This is a genomic window from Burkholderia sp. WP9, assembly GCF_900104795.1.
Classification (GTDB): Bacteria; Pseudomonadota; Gammaproteobacteria; order Burkholderiales; family Burkholderiaceae; genus Paraburkholderia.
The window spans coordinates 162,650-184,769 of record NZ_FNTG01000001.1 but is presented as its reverse complement, the minus strand read 5'-3'; the positions used below and the strand labels follow the sequence as shown (position 1 = coordinate 184,769).

20 protein-coding genes and 1 tRNA gene are annotated in these 22,120 nt (G+C 62.3%); 9 read left to right on the top strand and 12 right to left on the bottom strand.

Annotated features, from left to right (window positions below; all coding sequences use genetic code 11):
* Positions 1-5 precede the first annotated feature (5 nt).
* Together BLW71_RS00845 and BLW71_RS00840 are read left to right on the top strand one after the other, a co-directional pair.
* On the top strand, positions 6-314 hold the full coding sequence (locus BLW71_RS00845; RefSeq protein ID WP_091792620.1) for a DUF2288 domain-containing protein: 309 nt from the start codon (positions 6-8) through the stop codon (positions 312-314).
* Positions 311-1,678, top strand: coding sequence for an MATE family efflux transporter (locus BLW71_RS00840; protein WP_091792619.1), 1,368 nt, complete (start codon positions 311-313; stop codon positions 1,676-1,678). Before BLW71_RS00845 ends, BLW71_RS00840 begins: the two co-directional genes overlap by 4 nt.
* Positions 1,679-2,027: 349 nt before the next feature.
* Here BLW71_RS00840 and BLW71_RS41485 read toward each other — a convergent pair whose 3' ends face one another.
* Positions 2,028-2,198: a hypothetical protein gene (locus BLW71_RS41485; protein WP_177204941.1), complete on the bottom strand. Its 171-nt coding sequence runs from the start codon at positions 2,196-2,198 to the stop codon at positions 2,028-2,030.
* A gap of 189 nt (positions 2,199-2,387) precedes the next feature.
* Here BLW71_RS41485 and BLW71_RS41480 point away from each other — a divergent pair, with 189 nt between their 5' ends.
* The 5 genes from BLW71_RS41480 (at position 2,388) to BLW71_RS00820 (ending at position 5,147) form a co-directional block, all read left to right on the top strand.
* Complete coding sequence (locus BLW71_RS41480) at positions 2,388-2,561, top strand: hypothetical protein (RefSeq protein ID WP_177204940.1); 174 nt, start codon at positions 2,388-2,390, stop codon at positions 2,559-2,561.
* Between the two features lie 378 nt (positions 2,562-2,939).
* Positions 2,940-3,098: a DUF3309 family protein gene (locus BLW71_RS00835; protein ID WP_091792618.1), complete on the top strand. Its 159-nt coding sequence runs from the start codon at positions 2,940-2,942 to the stop codon at positions 3,096-3,098.
* 95 nt (positions 3,099-3,193) lie between these two features.
* A tRNA-Pro gene (locus BLW71_RS00830) sits at positions 3,194-3,270 on the top strand.
* A 252-nt stretch (positions 3,271-3,522) separates the two neighbouring features.
* Positions 3,523-3,981: a phosphohistidine phosphatase SixA gene (sixA, locus tag BLW71_RS00825; protein WP_091792617.1), complete on the top strand. Its 459-nt coding sequence runs from the start codon at positions 3,523-3,525 to the stop codon at positions 3,979-3,981.
* Between the two features lie 353 nt (positions 3,982-4,334).
* Positions 4,335-5,147, top strand: a complete 813-nt coding sequence (locus tag BLW71_RS00820; protein WP_091792616.1) for a GNAT family N-acetyltransferase — start codon at positions 4,335-4,337, stop codon at positions 5,145-5,147.
* Between the two features lie 108 nt (positions 5,148-5,255).
* On the opposite strand, the gene BLW71_RS00815 is transcribed toward BLW71_RS00820, so the two are convergent.
* Entirely contained in the window at positions 5,256-6,881 is a 1,626-nt protein-coding gene (locus BLW71_RS00815; RefSeq protein WP_177204939.1) for a Ppx/GppA phosphatase family protein, read from the bottom strand.
* Positions 6,882-7,082: 201 nt separating this feature from the next.
* Between BLW71_RS00815 and ppk1 the strand changes: the two genes are divergently transcribed.
* Together ppk1 and BLW71_RS00805 are read left to right on the top strand one after the other, a co-directional pair.
* Positions 7,083-9,146 carry a polyphosphate kinase 1 gene (ppk1, locus tag BLW71_RS00810; RefSeq protein WP_091792614.1) on the top strand — a complete coding sequence of 688 codons (2,064 nt, stop codon included), beginning with the start codon at positions 7,083-7,085 and terminating at the stop codon, positions 9,144-9,146.
* Positions 9,147-9,410: 264 nt separating this feature from the next.
* A complete protein-coding gene (locus tag BLW71_RS00805) occupies positions 9,411-10,583 on the top strand; it encodes a Fic family protein (protein WP_091792613.1) in 1,173 nt (390 codons plus the stop codon).
* 55 nt (positions 10,584-10,638) lie between these two features.
* On the opposite strand, the gene phoR is transcribed toward BLW71_RS00805, so the two are convergent.
* From phoR to ftsH, 10 genes are all read right to left on the bottom strand, one after another.
* Entirely contained in the window at positions 10,639-11,952 is a 1,314-nt protein-coding gene (phoR, locus tag BLW71_RS00800; RefSeq protein ID WP_091792612.1) for a phosphate regulon sensor histidine kinase PhoR, read from the bottom strand.
* A gap of 130 nt (positions 11,953-12,082) precedes the next feature.
* Positions 12,083-12,784: a phosphate regulon transcriptional regulator PhoB gene (gene phoB, locus BLW71_RS00795; protein ID WP_091792611.1), complete on the bottom strand. Its 702-nt coding sequence runs from the start codon at positions 12,782-12,784 to the stop codon at positions 12,083-12,085.
* A gap of 26 nt (positions 12,785-12,810) precedes the next feature.
* Positions 12,811-13,515 (bottom strand): phosphate signaling complex protein PhoU, encoded by a 705-nt coding sequence (phoU, locus tag BLW71_RS00790; RefSeq protein WP_091792610.1) that lies wholly within the window; start codon positions 13,513-13,515, stop codon positions 12,811-12,813.
* Positions 13,516-13,543: 28 nt separating this feature from the next.
* On the bottom strand, positions 13,544-14,392 hold the full coding sequence (pstB, locus tag BLW71_RS00785) for a phosphate ABC transporter ATP-binding protein PstB (protein WP_091792609.1): 849 nt from the start codon (positions 14,390-14,392) through the stop codon (positions 13,544-13,546).
* Positions 14,393-14,409: 17 nt separating this feature from the next.
* Entirely contained in the window at positions 14,410-15,306 is an 897-nt protein-coding gene (gene pstA / locus BLW71_RS00780; protein ID WP_091792608.1) for a phosphate ABC transporter permease PstA, read from the bottom strand.
* Entirely contained in the window at positions 15,303-16,304 is a 1,002-nt protein-coding gene (pstC, locus tag BLW71_RS00775; protein WP_091792607.1) for a phosphate ABC transporter permease PstC, read from the bottom strand. The genes pstA and pstC overlap by 4 nt, the downstream gene beginning before the upstream one ends.
* Positions 16,305-16,440: 136 nt before the next feature.
* Positions 16,441-17,472: a phosphate ABC transporter substrate-binding protein PstS gene (gene pstS, locus BLW71_RS00770; protein ID WP_091792606.1), complete on the bottom strand. Its 1,032-nt coding sequence runs from the start codon at positions 17,470-17,472 to the stop codon at positions 16,441-16,443.
* 381 nt (positions 17,473-17,853) lie between these two features.
* Positions 17,854-19,212: a phosphoglucosamine mutase gene (gene glmM / locus BLW71_RS00760; protein WP_091792605.1), complete on the bottom strand. Its 1,359-nt coding sequence runs from the start codon at positions 19,210-19,212 to the stop codon at positions 17,854-17,856.
* Positions 19,213-19,240: 28 nt separating this feature from the next.
* A complete protein-coding gene (gene folP, locus BLW71_RS00755) occupies positions 19,241-20,053 on the bottom strand; it encodes a dihydropteroate synthase (protein ID WP_286161911.1) in 813 nt (270 codons plus the stop codon).
* 170 nt (positions 20,054-20,223) lie between these two features.
* A complete protein-coding gene (ftsH, locus tag BLW71_RS00750) occupies positions 20,224-22,113 on the bottom strand; it encodes an ATP-dependent zinc metalloprotease FtsH (RefSeq protein ID WP_006051983.1) in 1,890 nt (629 codons plus the stop codon).
* Positions 22,114-22,120: the final 7 nt, after the last annotated feature.

The window sequence follows — 22,120 nt, the reverse complement described above, 5'->3', positions numbered from 1 at the left end:
TTACGATGACTTCCAACGACGCCACCCATAGCCCGCTGTACGCCAAGCTGCTCGCCGAAACCGCCAAGATCGGCTGGCCCGAACTCGAACGCTTTTTTGCGCGCGGCATGCTGCTGCGCGTCGTGCGCGACCTCGACCTGGTCAGCGTTGCCGAAGCCATCGCCAGCGACGACACCACGCAGGTGACGCAATGGCTGTCCGCGGGCCTCGTCGAGCGCGTGCAGGCGGAAACCGCCGCCGATTTCGCCGCGCGCGACCCGGACCTCTGGGCGGTGGTCGTCTCGCCTTGGGTGTGCGTGCAGGAACGCAATTGAGCAATGCCGCGCGCGGCGCGGACCCGTCGGCAGCAGCGCCCGCCGTTCCCATCCACTGGCACCGCCGGGTGCTGGCGCTGGCGTTTCCCATCGTCCTTGCGAATCTGACGCAGCCGATTCTCGGTGCGGTCGACACCGCTGTCGCCGGCCATCTGGACGGCGCGTCGTATCTCGGCGGCGTGGCGCTCGGCGGGCTATTTTTCAACTTCGTGTTCTGGGGTTTCGGCTTCCTGCGCATGGGCACCACGGGTCTGGTCGCGCAATCGCACGGCGCGAACGACTCCGCCGAACTGCGCAACAACGTCGTGCGCGCGCTGTTGCTGGCGGCCGCGATCGGCGCCACGGTGCTGGCGCTGCAATTGCCGCTGATCGACTACGCCTTGCGCGTGATCGGCGGCAGCGACGCGGTGCAACGCAATGCCCGGCTCTATTGCCACGCGCGTATCTGGGCCGCCCCGCTCGCGCTGGGCAATTACGTGGTGCTCGGCTGGCTGCTCGGCACGCAGCAGGTGCGGCTCGCGTTGCTCTCGCAGGTGTTTATCAACGGCGTGAACATCGCGGCCGTGCTGTTGTACGTGTATGTGTTCGATTGGGGCGTAGCGGGCATCGGCGCGGCCACGGCCACGGCCGACGCACTCGGCTTCGTGCTCGGCGCCGCGCTGTTATGGCACGGCAGGCCGCGCGGCCTGCCCGCGCTGAACCGCGCCGCCCTGTTCGACGCGGCTGCACTCAAGCGGCTGGTGGTGCTCAATCGCGACATCTTCGTGCGCACCTTGTGCCTGCTCTCGTCGTTCGGCTGGTTTGCCCATCTGGGCGCGCGGCAAGGCGACACCACACTCGCCGCCAACGCGCTGCTGCTCAATTTTCAGACCTTCATGGCTTACGGGCTCGACGGCTTTGCGCACGCCGCGGAGGCGCTGGTCGGCGCGGCGATCGGCGCGCGCGACCGCCATGCATTCACGCAGGCGATCAAGGTGACGGCGCTGTGGTCGACCCTCGGCGCTCTGGGGTTCTCGCTGGTGTATTGGGGCGCGGGCTCGTGGATCGTCGAACGTCTGACCAATCAGGCCGCGGTGCGGGCCACCGCCGAGATGTATCTGCCGTGGGCGGCGCTCTCGCCGGTGGTTTCCGTGTGGGGCTTTCTGCTCGACGGGGTATTCATCGGCGCAACACGCACGCGCGAACTCATGATGTCGATGGTGGTGTCGTTCACGCTGTTCGTGGCGGCGTCGTGGGCCTTGCTGGCGCTCTACGGCAATCACGGTTTGTGGGCCGCGATGCTGCTCTTCATGGCGCTGCGCGGCCTCACGCTCGGTCGGTATGTGCCGGGCGTCGTGCGCGGCATGGCGGGTGCGACGGGGTAGGTGGCGTGGTGCCGTGCTGGCGTGGTGGCTTGCTGCTTGATCGGCTTGAACGGCTTGAACGGCTTGAACGGCTTGAACGGCTTGAACGGCTTGAACGGCTCATGTAGCCTAAGCGGCTTGGCCCAGCTGGCCAGCTTAAGCCCCACTCATTTCGCATCGCGGTAGCCGGTTACGGCTTGAAACAAGCGCACACATATCCGCCGCCACGCGCGCCCTAGAATGATTCCAGCCCGCGCATTCCGCGCGAACAGTCTGCGCGGGTCAGAGGCGCCGGCGTGCCCGCGCCGGTGCTTCGCCTCCGCTATTCATCCCCCGCCTCCTCTTTGCCGATTTCGTGTTCCGTCGACGCTCAAGGCGCGACCGGTGCAGGCACCATCGTAGGCGGCCGGGTGTCGGTGGGCACGCCGTGATAGTCGGCGGGATCTTGCGGCGGCGGACCGCCGTGATGGCCGGACGGATTGTTCGCACAGCCGGCAACGCCGGCAATCAGCAGCAACGCAAGCATCGGAACGCGGATCATAAACAGGTAGTCTCTCGAAGCGGAATGCAGAATAAAAAAGCAGCAGCCCGCCGGTAGTCCGGCAAGCGCGAGCGCCGAGAGTCTAACCGCAAAGCGCCTTTAACGACGCCGCGGAAAACAGCGTGCACCTGCCATTTTGTCGCGCGTGACCTACTATAAAGTCACCGCCGCATGTCATAGGAGGCTGCCATGGACGCTGAAACGATCGCGGGTCTGACCGGACTCGCCATAGGCCTGCTCGTGCTACTCGCATTGTCGATTTTCGAAGCGAGAACGTATCGGCGCGAACACGACGGCGAAGGCATGGTGCATCACTGGCTGACTCATCAGCACATGCCGCATTGGATGCGTCGCCGGCACTGAACGGAAACCGGCTGACGAACGATGACGCCCGCAGTGGTCTTGCTGTTGCGGGCGGATTTCAATCATGCCTGCGCGCGGAAGACAAGCGCGACGGCGGCCACGCACTGAAATATTGCCCCATTGCGCGGTAACGGCGGCAACGCATCCGCCCGGGCCGCGCGAATCTTTCCTGCCTGCCACTCCCCACGCACGTTGCGCTCTCGTGACGCACGGCACCCGAGCGCCGTTCCGCGCTCGCTCGTCGCTACAACCCGCTCAGGCACACGCCTTGCTGCTCTTCAGTCTGCAAGCAGCGCGCAGATCGCGCGCGGAATGTCCCGGCGTGAATGCGCCGAACCAATCAGACTAACTGGCCGAGGCCAGACAGGGAGAACCAGAATGACCATCGGAACCATACTGCTTATCGTGCTCATCCTCCTGCTGATCGGCGCGCTACCGAGCTGGCCGTATAGCAGCGGCTGGGGCTACCGGCCGACCGGACTCGTGGGCGTCGTACTGATCATCGTGATCGTCTTGCTGCTGATGGGACGCATATAAACGCGGCCGCATCGCGTTTCTGAGCAATCGTTTTCGGTCCGGCGCAAATCGTGGTTGACTCTGGCACCCAATGCCACGTAGAATCTCGGATTCGTCGGAGCGTAGCGCAGCCTGGTAGCGCATCTGATTTGGGATCAGAGGGTCGAAGGTTCGAATCCTTTCGCTCCGACCACGAAAAGCAACACGAAACCCGCGTAGCCTCCGGCTTCGCGGGTTTTTGCTTTTTGGCGTTCGCGTCGCGACAAATAAAGCGCGACAAACGAAGCAACGGCTCACGCGCGTCATACCGCGACGACTTGCCGCAACGCTTATACGGTCTGCCCCGATCGCCTTGCGGATTCACGAGCCCGCATGCGACAGTGATCAAAACCGTGCGCGTGCCTCATCAGGCACAAGCGCCGCAACCAGAGTCAAGGAGACACGCATGGATCTGATTCTCTGGCGTCACGCCGAAGCCGAAGACATCGCCACGACCGACCTCGCGCGAGCGCTGACCACCCGAGGCCGCAAGCAGGCGCAAAACGTCGCCAAGTGGCTGCGTACCCGGCTGCCCGATGACGCCGTGGTGCTCGCGAGTCCTGCCGTGCGCACCATCCAGACCGCCGAGACCTTGAGCGATCAATATCGCGTGCTGCGCGAACTCGCGCCCAACGCGAGCGCGGACGACGTGCTCGAGGCGGCCGGCTGGCCCAAAGGCGTCGCGCAGACGGTGGTGATTGTCGGCCATCAACCCACGCTAGGCCACGTGGCCGCCCGTCTGCTTGGCAATAGCGAAGCGAGTTGGCCGCTCAAGAAAGCCGGCGTATGGTGGATTGCGAGCCGCGAGCGCGACGGCGACGACCACGCCGTGTTGCGCGCCGCAATGAGTCCCGATCTGGTCTGATTCGGTTCGGCGGGCCCGCGTCCTTAAAAAACCCCACGCGGTTCGGCGAGCCCGCGCCCATAAAAACCCACACGCGGTTCGCGACCCTCGCCGCGCCGCCCGTATCGATCACACGCTTGCCCCACTTCGCCGGGATTGAATCGTCCCTGCGCTCGAACCGCTCCCACACTTCGCCCCGCTGCCCGGCTTTTGCGCGGGAGCAACACTCGCCCGACGCACGCACAACATTACAAGCCGCGCGCCCACAGCTTACGGGCAGTCATCCAATCGTCATGGCTTTGCCATGCGAGCGTCACCAGGCGTTACTACATTGGCGAAAAAAGAATTCTCCCTTTTTTCGACCAGGACCCCCAATGCGAGAACTGCCGACGCCTACCCTGCCCCTCGCTTCCATCTTCGAGTCGCGCCGCCTGCCGCGCGCCGAGGAGACGGTCACCGCCCAGCATCGTTTGCAGGTCACGTGGGCGCGCACCGACGAGGAACTGCGCGAAGCCCAGCGTCTGCGCTACCGCGTGTTCGCCGACGAAATGGGCGCGCGTCTGACGGGCCCCGCGGGTCTCGACGTCGATTCGTTCGACGCCTACTGCGATCACCTGCTGGTGCGCGATCTCGACACGTTGAAAGTGGTCGGCACGTATCGCGCCTTGCCGCCGCATCAGGCCGCGCGCATTGGCCGTCTGTATGCGGAAAGCGAATTCGATGTGTCGCGCCTGACGCACCTGCGCGCCAAGATGGTCGAAGTGGGCCGCTCGTGCGTGCATCCCGACTATCGCAGCGGCTCGGTCATCATGTCGCTGTGGGCGGGGCTTGCCGCCTACATGAAGCACAACGGCTACGAGACGATGCTCGGCTGCGCGAGCGTGGCGATGGTCGACGGTGGCCACTACGCGGCGAATCTGTATTGCTCGCTGCGCGACAACGCGCTGACCGCGCCGGAATATCGCGCGTTCCCGCATACGCCGCTGCCGGTCGATGAATTGCAAACGGGCGCCGAAGTGGCGCCGCCGCCGCTGGTGAAGGGCTATCTGCGCCTCGGCGCCAAGATTTGCGGCGCACCGGCATGGGATCCCGACTTCAATACCGCGGACTTTCTGACACTGTTCCGTTTGTCCGATATCAATGCACGTTACGCTCGCCATTTCCTCGGCGATGCGCTGCCGCGCTAAGCGGACTCGCTCGCGTGACGCGCCTCGATGCGCGTCGGCGAAACGAACGGCCGTAAAAAAAGCCCGGCGACATGCCGGGCTTTCTCATTCATGCACGAGCTGGAACGTTCAATCGTCCGTATAGACCACGCGATACGGCAAACCGACCTTCTCCCACTCCGCAGCTTCCTGGATCAGGCTGTAGTCGGTGAGCGGATTGTTGGCCACCCACTCGTTCGGCAAACGCACCTCGTAACCGCCGTTGACTTGCGCCACCGAAATTCCCGGCAAGCCGACATCCGCACGCCGACGGCACAGCAGCGCCGCGAGGCGCAGACAGAACAACAGCGGCCACTCCACTTCGCGCGTTTGAGACAGCTTGCCGAGTTTGCCCGCGTGACCGAGCACGAGCGCGGCGAGCCGCGCCTGGTCGGTGCGCGAAAAGCCCGGCATGTCCGCGTTGCTGGCGATATAGGCCGAATGCTTGTGATACGCGCTGTGCGAGATAGACAGGCCGATTTCGTGCAGCGCTGCCGCCCAGCCGAGAAACATGCGGTTTTCCGCACGGCGTTCTTCGTCGGGTTCCGCGAACTGGTCGTAAAAGCGCACCGCGAGTTCGCCGATGCGCCCCGCCTGCGCCCGATCCACGCCGTAGCGGCGCATGAAGCCCTCCACCGTCACCGTGCGCATGTCCTCGTGCTGCGAACGGCCCAGCAGGTCGTACAGCACGCCGAGACGCAGCGCGCCGTCCGTGGTGTCGACGTAATCGACGCCGAGTTCGTCGAACACCGCGATCATGATCGACAGGCCACCGGCCAGCACCGGAACCCGATCGCCCTTCAACGCGACGAGCTTCAGCCGATTAACGTTCTCCGCCTTGATGAGCGCGCGCTTGAGCCGTTCAAGCCCGCCGCGCGAGATGCCGTGCGTGATGCCCGGATCGTTGAAACCATTCGCTTCGACCAGTTCGGCCAACGCGCGTGCGGTGCCCGACGAGCCGATCGCCTGTTCCCAGCCGGTCTTCTTGTACTCGGCGGAAATGATCTGGATTTCGCGCCCCGCGGCGAGTTCGGCCTGGCGCATGGTGTATTCGTCGACGTTGCCGGCCGGGAAGAACGCACGGCTATGGCTCACGCAGCCGATATACAGGCTCTCCATCTTGATCGGCGTGTAATGCGAGCCGATGATGAATTCCGTCGAGCCGCCGCCAATGTCGACCACCAGACGTTTACCAGGGCTCGCAGGCACGGAGTGTGCGGCGCCTGCGTAGATCAGGCGCGCTTCTTCACGCCCGGCGATCACTTCGATCGGAAAACCCAGCGCAGCTTGTGCCTCACCGAGAAATTCACCGGCATTCTTGGCGATGCGCAACGTATTGGTGGCGACAGCACGCACATGATCGGGATGAAAGTCGCGAAGACGCTCGCCGAAACGCTTGAGCGCGTCCCATCCGCGCACCTGCGAAGCGCGATCGAGCATCTTGTCGCGCGACAGGCCGGCCGCGAGGCGAACCGGTTCGCGCAACGCATCGACCTGATAAATCTGGCTGCCTGCGTCGGTTTCCTCGACCCGGCCGACGATCAGGCGGAAGCTGTTCGAGCCGAGATCGACGGCAGCGAGGAGTTGTGGCGTAGTGACCATCGAGTAAGCGGACTCCATGCGCGCGAGCGTGGCGGCGGAAGATGCGTGGGGAGCCGGTCGTCCACCCGGTGCCTTAGGCGCCTTCTGGCCAGCCGCGCTGTTCAAAGACGCCATTCTAAGCGTACCGGACCTCACGATGTCACCTCGCAGCGTTGGGGGAAACTATGCTCCCATATGAACTGCGTCATATTGACGACACGCAGCGAATCCGGCGTAAAATTTAAAAGATCGAGAATGTCATAACAACGTCATCATACTGTGAGAATTTCCGAGCGTCTTTCCGCCTCCCTTCCTGACATTCCATTCTCGCTGCCGATGTCCATCCGCTACCCCCTATTGAACCGCGAGCTGGGCATTCTGGGTTTCAACGAGCGTGTGTTGGCACAAGCTGCCGACCCAGCCGTCCCTTTGCTCGAACGCCTGCGCTTCATCTGCATCACCAGTAGCAATCTCGACGAATTCTTCGAAGTCCGCATGGCCGGACTGCACGAGCAGATGCGCGACAACCCGGGCGGACTGTCGCCGGACGGCATGTCGCTGCAGCACGTCTATGACCTCGTGGTCGAACGCGCGCAGAAGCTCGTGCATCGTCAATACACCATGCTGCACGACACGGTGCTCACCGCGCTCGAAGCGGAAGGCATCTATTTTCACGGCACCGAAGCGTGGAACGAAGCGCAGACCGAATGGGCGCGCAACTACTTCTTCGACGAACTGTTGCCGGTGCTCACGCCAATCGGCCTCGATCCCGCGCACCCGTTTCCGCGCGTGCTCAACAAGAGCCTGAACTTCGTCGTCGAACTGGAGGGCAAAGACGCCTTCGGCCGTCAGGCGATGATGGGCATCGTGCAGGCGCCGCGCGCGCTGCCGCGCCTCGTGCGCATGCCGCAAGACCTATCCGGCTACCCGCATGGCTTCGTGCTGCTGAGCTCGCTATTGCAACGCTTTGTCGGCGAGCTGTTTCCGAACCTCGTCGTGCGCAGTTGCAATCAGTTTCGCATCACGCGCAATAGCGAACTGTTCGTCGACGAAGACGAAATCACCAATCTGCGTGTCGCGCTGCAGGGTGAATTGCCGGCGCGGCATCTGGGCAACGCGGTGCGGCTCGAAGTGTCGGCGGACACGCCCTCGCACGTGGTGCGGCGCCTGCTCGACGAAAGCAGCCTCTCCAACAAAGATTGCTATTACGCCGACGGCCCCGTCAATCTGGTGCGGTTGATGCAATTGCCGGAGATGGTGGACCGCCCCGATCTGAAGTTCGTGCCGCACATTCCCGCAATTCCACCGCAGATCGCCAACAGCACCAGCATGTTCGACGTGATCGATCAGGGCGATGTGCTGCTGCATCACCCATACGAAAGTTTTCAGCCGGTGCTCGAACTGTTGCTGCAGGCGGCCAAAGATCCGAACGTGATGGCCATCAAGCAGACCATCTATCGCACCGGCACCGATTCGCCGCTGATGGACGCGCTCATGCAAGCCGCGCGCAACGGCAAGGAAGTGACGGTGGTGGTCGAACTGCTCGCGCGCTTCGACGAAGAAACCAACATCAACTGGGCCTCGCAGCTCGAAGCGGTCGGCGCGCACGTCGTGTATGGCGTAGTGGGCCACAAGTGCCACGCGAAGATGATGCTGATCGTGCGGCGCGTGTCGGTGGGCGGCAAGACCACGCTCAAGCGTTACGTCCACCTCGGCACCGGCAACTATCATCCGCGTACGGCGCGTCTGTACACCGACTTCGGCCTGATGACCGCCGACCAGAAAATCTGCGAAGACGTGCATCACGTGTTCCAGCAGTTGACCGGCATTGGCGGTGAATTGAAGCTGCACGAGTTGTGGCAATCGCCGTTCACGCTGCATCCGAAACTGGTCGAGGCGATTCGCGCTGAAGCCGAGCATGCGCGCGCCGGCAGGAAAGCGCGCATCGTCGCGAAGATGAACGCGCTCCTCGAACCCACGGTGATTGCCGAGTTGTACGAAGCAGCGCAAGCCGGCGTCAAGATCGATCTGATCGTGCGTGGCGTGTGTTCGTTGCAGCCAGGTGTGGCGGGCCTTTCGGAGAACATCACCGTGCGCTCGATCGTCGGGCGCTTTCTCGAACATCACCGCATCTTCTACTTCTACGACGGTGGCAAGGAACAGGTGTATCTGTCGAGCGCCGACTGGATGGACCGCAACTTCTTTCGGCGCGTGGAAGTCGCGTTTCCGATCAACAACCGGCGTCTTAAGCGGCGCGTGATCGCCGAAGGTCTGTCGGCGTTTCTCGGCGACAATCAATCCGCGTGGCTGATGCAAAGCGACGGCCATTATCGGCGCCGTCGGCCGGGCAAGTCTTCGCGCAACGCGCAGATGAGTCTGCTGGGGAAATTCTGTTCGTGACGGGTGCGCTCGCTCCGGCGGGCTAGTAACAACGCTCGTCACGCGCCGTCGAATAAGGTTCTTCTCACTTTGGAAAGAGGCTTTCCCGGCGGCGGGCAACGTTTTGCCTCACATCACCTGCATGCGGCAGTTCGGGGCGGAGTCGATATCCGCTCATATTCTGAGTCGATTAGGCATTCAATCGACTCACGGTGGGCTATACTTATTCGACTCACAAAACGAGTCGAATAGCACCCACAATCGCCTCATCGCTCATCCGGCACCATGAAATCGACCCCGGCATTCATCTGGCAGACCCCCACGTGGCCTGGCATGCACTACGACGCCGTTCGCGTCGGCGGCGAACTGGCCCGCGCGCATCGAGTTCAGGGCGTCGTTGAAGGCAAGCTGGCAGGTCTTGGCTTCGAACAGCGCCTCGAACTCGCCGCCGAGGCATGGAGCCAGGATGCAGTCTCGACGGCAGCGATCGAAGGCGAACGCATCGACCTCAGCGCAGTGCGGTCGTCCGTGGCGCGGCGACTTGGTGTCGGCAATCAGAATGGGCCCAACGCGCCCCGAAGCGTCGAAGGCCTGCTCGATATCATGGATGACGCCGTCCGGCAAAGAGAAGCCCCGCTTACACACGAGCGCCTGTGGGCATGGCAGGCGGCTCTTTTTCCTACCGGCTATTCAGGCATGACCAGAATTCTTGTCGGAGCCTACCGCGAGCATGCGGAGCCGATGCAAATTGTCAGCGGGCACGCCGGGCGCGAAAGGGTCCACTACGAGGCCCCATCATCGGCCCGCGTCCCAGCCGAAATGCAAACGTTCCTGGATTGGTTCAATGCAACGACCGAGCACGACAATCTGGTGAAAGCAGCACTCGCTCACCTGTGGTTCGAAACGATTCACCCCTTTGAAGACGGCAATGGCCGCATCGGTCGAGTTCTCATCGACCTCGTGCTGGCGCGCGACATCGGCGAGGTCAGCCGCCTGATTCGAACCTCACAGCGCTTGCTCGACAGGCGCCACGACTACTATGAGCAGCTCGAACGCGCCCAGCATGGCGAGCTGGACGTGACCGAATGGGTTCTGTGGTTCGTGGAACAGGTGCGAGTGTCCTGCGAAGAAGCATCCAGTGCGGTAGACGCCGCGCTTGGCAAAGCCATTTTCTGGATGAACCATCAGGACAAGATACTCACGACCCGACAGCGCAAAGTCGTCAACCTTCTGCTCGATGCCGGTCCCAAGGGTTTCGAAGGGGGCATGAACACCAGAAAGTACGAGAGCATCGGCAGCACCTCGCGGGCCACAGCGTCGCGCGAACTCATCGAACTCGAGGACATGGGGCTACTATGCCGAGTCGGTGCCGGTCGCTCCACCCGCTATTACCTGAACATCCCAGGGTGGGGGCCCGGGGACGCTGCCCTCGCCGAGCCTCCCTCTCATAATGGCTGAACAAGCGATAGGCTTTCGCAACGTGCGTGATTCTTGACCAGCGATACGTGGGCGCTCAAACCGGCGCCGGTTGCCGACGCGCCGTGCGATACACCGGAAAGCGCACCGTGAACGTACTGCCACGCCCCTCTTCGCTCTTCACATCGAGCTGTGCATCGTGACGTTGCAGCACGTGCTTGACGATCGCGAGACCGAGGCCCGTACCGCCGGTGTCGCGTGAACGGCTGCGATCCACGCGATAGAAGCGCTCGGTCAGCCGCGGAATGTCCGCGGCGGGAATGCCCAAACCACTGTCCGTCACGGAAAACACCGCATTGCCGCCTTGCGCGTGCCAGGACACCTTGATCGCACCGCCGTCCGGCGTGTAGCGGATCGCGTTCGTGACGAGATTGCCGAACGCGCTGAGAATTTCCGTTTCGACGCCGGTGACGGTGAGCCCTTCATCGGCATCGAACACGATCTTGTGATGATCGCTAGACAGGCTTTGCGCGTCGTCACGCAAATGCCGCAACACCGCGCGCATGTCGATCATCTGATCGCTCGGCGGCTTGTTGTCACCCTCGAGTTTGGCGAGCACCAACAGGTCGCTGACGATATGGCGCATGCGCGAAGCCTGTTGCTCCATCAGCTCGAGATAGCGCGAACGTTCAGCTTCGCTCAACGGCAACTCGCGCATGGTCTCCAGAAAGCCCGAGAGCACCGTGAGTGGCGTCTTCAGCTCATGCGACACATTGGCGACGAAATCGCGCCGCATCGCATCGGTCCGTTCGAGTTCGGTGATGTCTTGCGAGAGCACCAGCTTGCGGTTTTCGCCGTACGGAAAGACCTGTACCGACAGCACGTTTTGACGCTTGTCACCCATGCCGCGCATGATCAGCATCTCTTCGTACCGGTGCGAATTCAGGTAACGCACAAAGTCCGGCTGACGCACCAGATGCGTGATGTGCTGACGCAGATCGCGTTTCGCGTCCAGGCCGAAATGAAGTTCGGAGATCGCGTTGCACCACTCGATCTGATCATGATCGTCGAGCATCGCCACGCCGTTCGGCGAAGCCTGGATCGCCTGGATGAAACGCGAATGCTGCTGCTCGACCTGGCGCACCTGGGCGTGCCAGCGCTTCGCGAGCTTGTGCAAACGGTAGTAGATTTCGCCCCAGATGCCGGGGGCGCTCGGCACTTCGCCGTACACCGGCGCGTCGAGCAAACGCCACAGACGCTGCTTATGGAAGGTGCTGAAAATGCTCTGCGCGAGCAGCATGACGATCGCGAGGACGAGCGCTGTCTTGACGTTCACCAGTGCGCCGACCACCACGCACAGAACAGCCAGCAGCACGACCGACACGATGGAGCGCGCCCAGATGATGTTCATGGTCTAGCGATCGAAGAAAAAAGCCTATGCGCCGGAATCGGAATCGCGGCGCCTAACGTAGCGAAGAGTGACGACGAGCAGCAAAGATCACATACCTGATGCAGGCGGCCCAACGCCGCCAGCGCAAGCGTCAGGCGCTCTTCGCGAGCCGGTAGCCGCTGCCGCGCACCGTCTCAATCATAGCATCGCACCCGGCCGGCTTGAGGGCCGCACGCAGGCGTTTGATATGCACGTCGACCGTGCGCTCTTCGACGAACACGTGATCGCCCCACACCTGATCGAGCAATTGCGTGCGGCTGTGCACGCGCTCCGGGTGCGTCATGAAGAAGTGCAGCAGACGGAATTCGGTCGGGCCGAGATCGAGCTTGATCTCGCTGCCTTCCGCTGCAGCGGCCACGCGGTGCGTCGCCGGATCGAGCTTGAGACCGTTGATCGCGACCACGTCTTCGGTCAGCTGCGGCGCGCGACGGCGCAACACCGCCTTGATGCGCGCCATCAATTCTTTCGGCGAGAACGGCTTGGTGACGTAGTCGTCGGCGCCGATTTCGAGGCCGAGCACCTTGTCCTGCTCGTCGCCACGCGCGGTCAGCATGATGATCGGGATATGCTTCGTGCGCTCGTTGTTGCGCAGATCACGCGCGAACGCAATGCCCGATTTTCCCGGCAACATCCAGTCGAGCAGCACGAGGTCGGGCAGTACGTCGCTGATCAGGTTTTGCGCCTGCTCCGCGTTGTACGCGCGAATCGGGCAGTGTCCGGCGTGTTGAAGATTGACCGAAATCAGTTCGGAAATGGCGGGCTCATCTTCAATGACGAGAATGCTGCTGGGCATCGGCACCTCTGGTCCTTATGTCTGGATTAACTGAGTGCTTCGCGTTCGAGCGCGTCGCGCGACTTGTGCCGCACGTCGGTGCCCTTCACGATGTAAATGATGAATTCCGCGATGTTCTTCGCGTGGTCGCCGATCCGCTCGATCGCCTTGGCGATGAAGAGGAAATCGAGGCCCACCGAAATCGAACGCGGATCTTCCGTCATATACGAAATCAGCTTGCGCACGAACGCGCGGAATTCTTCGTCGATCGCTTTGTCGTCGCGCACGATCTGCGCGGCGGCCACCGTGTCGAGGCGCGCGAACGCGTCCAGCGCGCGGCGCAGAATCGACACCGCCATTTCGCCCGACAACTTGATCTCGGCGATGTTGATGGTGCGCGAGGCGCCGTCTTCCATCAAACGCTTGGTGCGCTTGGCGATTTTTTCGGCTTCGTCGCCAGCGCGCTCGAGATTCGTGATGGTCTTCGAAATCGCGATCAGGAGGCGCAGATCACGCGCGGCCGGCTGACGGCGCGCGATGATGTTGCTGCACTCTTCGTCGATCTCCACTTCCATCTTGTTCAGGCGCTCTTCGGCGGCGATCACCTGCTCGGCGATGTCGAGATCGAATTCGTTGAGTGCCTGCATGGCCTTGACGATTTGCGATTCGACCAGGCCGCCCATTTCGAGCACCTTGGAGGAGACCAGATTCAGGTCGGCGTCGAACTGGCTGGACAGGTGTTTGTCGGACATGTCGTACTCCCTTGTTTGACTCGGCGATTTAACCGAAGCGGCCAGTGATGTAGTCCTCGGTTTCCTTGCGGACCGGCTTGATGAAGATCTTTTCGGTGTCGCCGAACTCGATCAACTCGCCGAGGTACATATAGGCAGTGTAGTCCGAACAGCGGGCCGCCTGTTGCATGTTGTGCGTGACGATCACCACCGTGTAATCGCTCTTCAATTCAGCGATCAGCTCTTCGATGCGGCCCGTGGAAATCGGGTCGAGCGCGGAGCACGGCTCATCGAGCAGCAGCACTTCCGGACGGATCGCGATACCGCGCGCAATGCACAGACGTTGCTGCTGGCCACCCGACAGACCGTAGCCGCTCTGGCCGAGCTTGTCCTTCACTTCGTTCCACAACGCGGCCTTGGTCAACGCCCATTCCACGCGGTCGTCCATTTCCGAGCGCGGCAGCGTTTCGAACATCTTCACGCCGAACGCGATGTTGTCGTAGATCGACATCGGAAACGGCGTCGGCTTCTGGAAGACCATGCCGATCCGTGCGCGCAGCAGCGAGATATCGCGCTTCGTGGTCAGCAGGTTTTCGCCGTCCATCAGGATCTCGCCCTCGGCGCGCTGCTCCGGATAGAGCGCGTACATCTTGTTGAGCGTGCGCAGCAACGTGGACTTACCGCAGCCCGACGGACCGATGAACGCGGTCACCTTGCCTTCCGGGATTTGCAGGTTGATGTTCTTCAGCGCGTGATACTTGCCGTAGAAGAAGTTCAGGTCGTTGATCTCGATCTTCGGGCGCGACGGCGCTTGCGATTGGCCGCTTTGGGCGGGGTCGAAACCGGCGGGCGCCGTGGAGCGCTCGATCGGATTGAGTTGAGTTTCTGCCATATTCATCGGATTACACTCCGCCCTTACTTGTTCGTGAAGATCGTGCGCGCGAGGATATTCAATCCCAGCACCGCGAGCGTGATCAGGAAGACGCCGGCCCACGCAAGCGATTGCCACTGCGCGAACGGGCTCATCGCAAACTTGTAGATCGTGACCGGCAGGTTCGCGACCGGCTGGCCCATGTCCATCGAGAAGAACTGATTTGACAACGCCGTGAAGAGCAGCGGCGCGGTTTCGCCTGCGATACGCGCCACGCCGAGCAACACACCGGTGACGATACCCGCGATGGAAGCCTTCAGCGTGATCGACAGCACCATCTTCCACTTCGGCGTGCCGAGTGCGAAGGCGGCTTCACGCAGCGCATTCGGCACGAGTTTCAGCATGTTTTCCGTGGTGCGGATCACAATTGGAATCTGCAATAAGGCAAGTGCGAACACACCGGCCCAGCCACTGAAGTGGCCCATCTTCGCGACGACCAGCGCATACACGAACAGACCCACCACGATCGAAGGCGCCGACAACAGAATGTCGTTGATAAAGCGCGTGATGCTCGCGAGCCAGCCCTTCTGCCCATATTCGGCGAGATAGACGCCCGCCAGAATGCCAATCGGCGTGCCGACGAACGTGGCGAGCCCAACCAGCATCAAACTGCCGACAATCGCGTTGGCGAGGCCACCGCCGTCGGTGTTAGGCGGCGGCGTGGATTGCGTGAACAGTTCCACCGACAAGCCGCCGACACCCAGGCGCAAGGTCGTGTACAGAATCCAGATCAGCCACACCAGGCCGAACGCCATCGCGGCGAGCGACATGGTCAGCGCGATCGCGTTCTTCATGCGGCGGCGGCCTTGCAGACGCACGCGCATGGCTTCGAGCGCGGCGGCGTCGGTCGAACCCGGCATATTCAAAGTGGGCTGGCTCATTTCGCGCCCTCCCCTTTTTCGAGGCGAAGCAGCATGACTTTGGAGATCGCCAGCACGATGAAAGTGATCACGAACAGAATGAGGCCGAGCTCCATCAACGCCGACGTATGCAGGCCCGGATCCGCTTCGGCGAATTCGTTGGCGAGCGCCGACGTAATGCTGTTGCCCGGCGAAAAGAGTGAGACGTTATCGAGCAGATTGGTGTTGCCGATCACGAACGTGACCGCCATGGTCTCGCCGAGCGCGCGGCCGAGACCCAGCATGACGCCGCCGATCACGCCGCTCTTCGTAAAGGGCAGCACGATCTTCCACATCACTTCCCACGTCGTGCAGCCGATGCCGTACGCCGACTCTTTCAGCAACACCGGCGTGACTTCGAACACGTCGCGCATCACCGAGGCGATGTACGGAATGATCATGATCGCGAGAATCACGCCCGCGCACAAAATGCCGATGCCGATCGGCGCGCCCTGAAACAGCGCACCCACTACCGGAATGCCGCCGAGCACCACGCCGAGCGGCTTTTCGAAATACGTCGCGAAGATCGGCGCGAACACGAGCAGACCCCACATGCCGTACACGATCGACGGAATCGCGGCGAGCAGTTCGATCGCGATACCGAGCGGCCGGCGCAGCCACGCGGGCGCGAGTTCGGTCAGGAAAAGCGCGATGCCGAAGCTCACAGGCACCGCGATGATGAGTGCAATGATCGAGGTGGCGATCGTGCCGTAGATCGGCACCAGTGCGCCAAATTGCTTGCTGGGTGGATCCCAGTCGGCGGTCCACAGGAAGCTGAGACCGAACTGCCTGATCGACGGCATGGACGCGACGATCAGCGAAACAATGATGCCGCCGAGCAGCAACAAGGTGATGACGGCGGCGAGGCGCGCGAGACCGCCGAAGATCACGTCGCCGGCACGGCCAGGCGCTTTCTGCTGCGATGCGCTGCCGGGCGGGGTCGACCTGCTCGCGCCGGACGCTAATTGGATATCGGACATGAGAGCCTGATGGATCTGTTTCCAGTTGCCGTATGACACGTGTCGTGCGGCCGGTAATGCCGAGGGTTAAAGCCATTGGCCGTCCTCACATGAGGACGGCCAACGTGTTACGTACTGCTGATGCTGACCGCCTGACTTACTCGGCGATTGCCTTGCCCGAAGCGTCCTTCACCTTTGCCTTCCATTGCGTGCGGATTTCCGCCACGACCGAATCCGGCAGCGAGATGTAATCCAGATCGTTCGCAGCTTGCGTGCCGTTCTTGAATGCCCAGTCGAAGAACTTCAGCGTTTCCGTTCCTTGCGCCGGCTTGTCCTGCGCCGTGTGCAACAGCACGAACGTCGCGCCGACGATCGGCCATGCGTTCTTGCCCGGCTCGTTCGTCAGGATCTGGTAGAACGACTTCGACCAGTCCGCGCCTGCTGCCGCTGCCTTGAAGGTGTCCGTTTTCGGCTCGACCACCGTGCCCGACGAGTTCTTCAGCGCGACGTACGTCATGTGGTTCTGCTTCGCATACGCCCATTCCACGTAGCCGATTGCGCCCGGCAGACGTTGCACGAAGGCTGCAACGCCGTCGTTGCCCTTGCCGCCCGTGCCCGTCGGCCAGTTGACCGTCGAACCTTCACCGACTTTCGACTTCCAGTCCGCGTTGACCTTCGACAGATAGTTCGTCCAGATGAAGCTGGTGCCCGAACCATCGGCGCGGCGAACCACGGCGATGTCGGTATCCGGCAGCTTGACCTTCGGGTTCAGTGCAACGATCGCCGGATCGTTCCACTTCTTGATCTTGCCCAGGTAGATGTCGCCGAGCACTTCGCCCGACAGCGTCAGTTCAGCCGGCTTCACGCCCGGCACGTTGACGACCGGCACCACGCCGCCGACCACCGTCGGGAACTGGAACAGGCCTTCCTTGGCGAGTTCGTCGTCCTTCAGCGGAGCGTCCGAACCGGCGAAGTCGACGGTCTTCGCGACGATCTGCTTCACGCCACCCGACGAACCGATACCCTGATAGTTAACCTTGCCGCCACCGGACTTCTGATAGGCGTCGGCCCACTTCGTGTAAATCGGTGCTGCGAAGGTGCTGCCCGCGCCGGTGATGTCTGCGGCTTGCGCTGCGATCGCGAAAAGCGCGCCAGCGACGCCAGCGAACACGGTTTGCATCAATTTCATGAGACCTCCAAGGTGTGAGCGGTGTGAGCGAGTAACACGAACACCGCGAAGCTTAGGGTCTCTTTGTGACAGTAACGTGACTAACCGTGAAACGGATGTGACAGTGGGATTACTAGGGTGAAAGGCTTTTGGGGTGGGGAATTGCCGGTTTTGCTGAACTGGGCGGCTTCGTTCTACAGATTAGACGAAAAAGATGGGGCGCGAACGTTTGCGCGTGGAAGGCGGGGTGGGGAAAGGTTCAGATATGTGGCCCGCATGACGCCGATTGGTTTGGCGGGTTTGGCGGGTTTGGCGGGTTTGGCGGGTTTGGCGGGTTTGGCGGGTTTGGCGGCGGGACGATATTGCCATGTCCCGCCGCGCTGCACTAATAAGGCGCGCAGCTTACGCCGTAGCCAGCTTCACGGCGCTGGCAATCGATTCCGCATGATGAACCGCGTCGGCGACATTTTCCGCTTCCACCATCACGCGCAACACCGGCTCGGTGCCAGACGCGCGGATCAGCACGCGGCCGCGGCCGTTCAGCGCGTCTTCGGCCTTGGCAATGGCGCGGCGAATCACGTCGCTGCCTTTCCAATCCGCGTCGGGCTTCATCCGCACGTTGATCAGCTTTTGCGGGAACAGCGTGACGCCCTCGAGCAGATCAGCGAGCGTCTTGTCGCTGCGCTTCATGGCCGCCAGCACCAGCAACGCGGAGACGATGCCGTCGCCGGTGGAATGGCGGTCGAGCGACAGAATATGGCCGGAGCCTTCGGCCCCGAGCTGCCAGCCGTGCTCGCGCAACTGTTCGAGCACGTAACGGTCGCCGACCGCCGCGCGGACGAACTTCACGCCGGCCTTCTGCAGCGCGACTTCCACCGCCATGTTCGTCATCAAGGTGCCGACCGCGCCCTCCACCTTGCCCTCGGTCGCAATACGGTCCTTGACGAGGATGTACAGCAACTCATCGCCGTTATAGAGCCGGCCCGCGGCATCGACCACCTGCAGACGGTCGGCGTCGCCGTCGAGCGCGATGCCGAGATCGGCATGGTTCGCTCGCACGGCGCGCACCAGCGCATCCGGCGCGGTCGCGCCAACTCCGTCGTTGATGTTGAAGCCGTTCGGCGCAACACCGATCGGAATCACGTCGGCGCCCAGTTCATGGAAGACGTGCGGCGCGACGTCATACGCGGCGCCGTGCGCGCAGTCGACCACCAGCTTCAGCCCACGCAGGTCGAACGCAGCCGGGAAAGTGCTCTTGCAGAATTCGATGTAGCGGCCCGCCGCGTCGTCCAGACGCCGTGCCTTGCCGAGTTGCTCGGATGCCGCACAGTTCAGCGGCTGATCGAGTTGCTCTTCGATCTGTGCTTCCACTTCGTCCGGCAACTTGTTGCCGTCGGCGGAGAAAAATTTGATGCCGTTGTCGTAGTACGGGTTATGCGACGCGCTGATCACCACGCCCGCGGCCAGCCGCAACGCGCGTGTGAGGTAGGCGATGCCGGGGGTCGGCATCGGGCCGGCCAGCATCACGTCCACACCTGCCGCGGAGAAGCCCGCTTCCAGCGCCGCTTCGAGCATATAGCCCGACACCCGCGTGTCTTTGCCGATCAGCACGGTTGGCCGCGTGCCCGTCCTCGCCCAGCGGTCCCCGCCCACCAGCACCTTGCCGGCCGCGTAACCGAGCCGCAATACAAATTCCGGCGTGATAGGTCCTTCGCCGACTTTGCCCCGAATGCCGTCCGTTCCGAAATAACGACGTGCCATGTTTTATATTCCTCCTTGGCTTGTGGGCTCAGCCGCGCGCGCGACTGTGATTCGCCGCTTCGCGCATGGCTGCCCAGACTTTCAATGCATCTACTGTTTGCGCGACGTCGTGCACGCGCAGAATCGCAGCGCCCCGTTCAGCAGCGCACACCGCCGCTGCAATACTGCCCGCGACGCGTTCAGGCGCCGGCCGCCCCACCACCGCGCCGATCATCGACTTGCGCGACATGCCGGCAAGAATGGGATACGGCGGCTCGGCTCGCGGCGCCGTATCCGGCAGGTGGGCAAGCAGCGCATAATTGTGCTCGACCACGGCCTTGCCGAACCCGAAACCTGGATCCACGCTGATGCGAGCACGCGCGATGCCAGCCTGTTCAAGCGTTGCGACGCGCTCCTCCAGAAATTCCCGAACGGCACTCACCACGTCATCATAGAGAGGCTCGCCGAGTTGCATGGTCTGCGGCTCACCGAGCATATGCATGACGCACAGGCCGCATTGGCTGTCGCGCACGGCGTCGATTGCGCCGGCCATCCGGAAGCCCCAGATGTCATTGATCAGATCGGCGCCCGCGGCCAATGCGTGGCGCATCACTTCAGGCTTGTATGTGTCGACCGACAGCGGCACATTCGCGCCGCGCAATTGCTCGACGAGAGGGATCACCCGCTCGAGTTCTTCGTCGAGCGGCACTGGCGGCGCACCGGGCCGCGTCGATTCGCCGCCGATGTCGATGATGTCCGCGCCGTCGAGCATCATACGCTCGGCCTGGCGCAACGCATCGCCGCGCATCGCGTATTTGCCGCCATCGGAAAAAGAATCGGGTGTGACGTTCAGAATGCCCATGACCAACGGGCGTTCAAAGGTCAGCTTGAAACGGCCACACTGCAACGGTTCCGGAACTGGTAAAGCAGAAAATTCGACTTTCGACACGAGGAGATACTTCACGCAAACGAATAAATGCAAAACGGGCCGGTGTGAAAACACACCGGCCCGCACTTTCTAGTGGTCGCCGATCAGGCCGGAGCTGTTGCGCTACCCGGCTTGACCTCGGTACCCGGGCTGCCGCCCGATGAGGCGTCGCTTGCCGACGGCGGCGAGCTTTTCGGCGAGCGCGGCGGACGGCCAGCCATGATGTCGTTGATCTGATCGGCGTCGATCGTTTCCCACTCCATCAGTGCGGCGGTCATTGCCTCGACCTTATCGCGGTTCTCGTCCAGCAGGCGCTTCGCGAGGTTGTACTGCTCGTCCAGCACGCGGCGGATTTCGGCATCGACCTTCTGCTGCGTCGCTTCCGAAATGGTGCGAGTGAAGCCTCGGCCAAACGGCGTCGCGTCGTTTTCGTCGTCGACGTAGACCATTGGTCCGAGCGCATCCGTCATGCCGAAGCGGGCCACCATGGCGCGCGCCGTTTGCGTCGCCTTGTTGAAGTCGTCCGACGCGCCGGTGCTGATCAGGTTCAGGAACAACTCTTCCGCAACGCGGCCACCGAACAGGATCGCGAGACGATCCAGCAGGTAGTCCTTCGAATACGTTTCGTTGTCATGCTCCGGCAACTGCCACGTCACGCCCAGCGCACGGCCGCGCGGAATGATCGTAACCTTGTGCACCGGATCAGCCTTTGGCAGGAGCTTGGCGATCACCGCATGGCCCGACTCGTGGTACGCCGTTGCGCGCTTCGATTCTTCGCGAATCACGGCAGACTTGCGCTCCGGACCCATGAAGATCTTGTCCTTCGCGTCTTCGAAGTCCGTCATTTCGACGATGCGCTTGCCGCGGCGAGCCGCGAACAAGGCCGCTTCGTTCACGAGGTTCGCGAGATCGGCGCCCGAGAAGCCCGGCGTGCCACGTGCGATCACTGCTGCATCGACGTCGTTCGAAATCGGCACCTTGCGCAGGTGGACCTTCATGATGTGTTCACGGCCGCGAATGTCCGGCAGACCGACATACACCTGACGGTCGAAACGGCCCGGACGCAACAGCGCCTTGTCGAGCACGTCCGAACGGTTGGTTGCAGCGATCACGATCACGCCCGAGTTCGCTTCGAAGCCGTCCATCTCGACGAGCATCTGGTTCAGCGTCTGTTCGCGTTCGTCGTTACCGCCGCCCATGCCGGCACCGCGATGACGGCCAACCGCGTCGATTTCGTCGATGAACACGATGCATGGCGCATGCTTCTTGGCTTGCTCGAACATATCGCGAACACGAGCCGCACCGACACCCACGAACATTTCAACGAAGTCCGAACCCGAGATGCTGAAGAACGGCACTTTCGCTTCACCGGCGATAGCACGTGCCAGCAGCGTCTTACCGGTTCCCGGCGGCCCGACCAGCAGCACACCACGCGGAATACGGCCGCCCAGTTTCTGAAATTTCTGCGGATCGCGCAGGAAGTCGACCAGTTCGGAGACTTCTTCCTTGGCTTCGTCGCAACCGGCGACGTCGGTGAAATTGATTGCGTTGTTGTTTTCGTCGATCAGACGTGCACGGGATTTACCGAACGAGAACGCACCGCCTTTCCCGCCTCCCTGCATCTGTCGCATCATGTAGAACCAGAAACCGATGATCAGGATCGTCGGCCCGAGGTAATACAGTGCGGACACAAGCGCATTGGGTTCGTCATCAGCCTTGCCGCTCACCTGAACGCCGTACTTCATCAGATCGCCGACCATCCAGATGTCGCCGGGCGACACGATCTGGTACTTCTGGCCGTCTGCTGGAGTGACCGTGAGGTTCCGCCCCTGGACAATGACGTTCTTGACTTTGCCGTTCTTTGCGTCGTCCATGAACTGCGAATAGGAAACGCCTTCCTGGACACGGGGCTTGTCGAACTGCTTGAACACCGTAAACAGCACCAGTGCGATAACCAGCCACACTGCTGCTTTCGAAAACATATTGTTGTTCAAAGCACCA

Coding starts and splice junctions, on each gene's coding strand:
- BLW71_RS41480 (WP_177204940.1), top strand. CDS start 2,388: ATGGACGCTGAAACGATCGCGGGTCTGACCGGACTCGCCATAGGCCTG.
- sixA (WP_091792617.1), top strand. CDS start 3,523: ATGGATCTGATTCTCTGGCGTCACGCCGAAGCCGAAGACATCGCCACG.
- BLW71_RS41485 (WP_177204941.1), bottom strand. CDS start 2,198: ATGATCCGCGTTCCGATGCTTGCGTTGCTGCTGATTGCCGGCGTTGCC.
- phoU (WP_091792610.1), bottom strand. CDS start 13,515: ATGTCCGACAAACACCTGTCCAGCCAGTTCGACGCCGACCTGAATCTG.
- pstC (WP_091792607.1), bottom strand. CDS start 16,304: ATGTCCGATATCCAATTAGCGTCCGGCGCGAGCAGGTCGACCCCGCCC.
- phoR (WP_091792612.1), bottom strand. CDS start 11,952: ATGAACATCATCTGGGCGCGCTCCATCGTGTCGGTCGTGCTGCTGGCT.
- BLW71_RS00820 (WP_091792616.1), top strand. CDS start 4,335: ATGCGAGAACTGCCGACGCCTACCCTGCCCCTCGCTTCCATCTTCGAG.
- pstA (WP_091792608.1), bottom strand. CDS start 15,306: ATGAGCCAGCCCACTTTGAATATGCCGGGTTCGACCGACGCCGCCGCG.
- folP (WP_286161911.1), bottom strand. CDS start 20,053: ATGGGCATTCTGAACGTCACACCCGATTCTTTTTCCGATGGCGGCAAA.
- phoB (WP_091792611.1), bottom strand. CDS start 12,784: ATGCCCAGCAGCATTCTCGTCATTGAAGATGAGCCCGCCATTTCCGAA.
- glmM (WP_091792605.1), bottom strand. CDS start 19,212: ATGGCACGTCGTTATTTCGGAACGGACGGCATTCGGGGCAAAGTCGGC.
- BLW71_RS00845 (WP_091792620.1), top strand. CDS start 6: ATGACTTCCAACGACGCCACCCATAGCCCGCTGTACGCCAAGCTGCTC.
- BLW71_RS00805 (WP_091792613.1), top strand. CDS start 9,411: ATGAAATCGACCCCGGCATTCATCTGGCAGACCCCCACGTGGCCTGGC.
- BLW71_RS00835 (WP_091792618.1), top strand. CDS start 2,940: ATGACCATCGGAACCATACTGCTTATCGTGCTCATCCTCCTGCTGATC.
- ppk1 (WP_091792614.1), top strand. CDS start 7,083: ATGTCCATCCGCTACCCCCTATTGAACCGCGAGCTGGGCATTCTGGGT.
- BLW71_RS00815 (WP_177204939.1), bottom strand. CDS start 6,881: ATGGCGTCTTTGAACAGCGCGGCTGGCCAGAAGGCGCCTAAGGCACCG.
- pstB (WP_091792609.1), bottom strand. CDS start 14,392: ATGAATATGGCAGAAACTCAACTCAATCCGATCGAGCGCTCCACGGCG.
- pstS (WP_091792606.1), bottom strand. CDS start 17,472: ATGAAATTGATGCAAACCGTGTTCGCTGGCGTCGCTGGCGCGCTTTTC.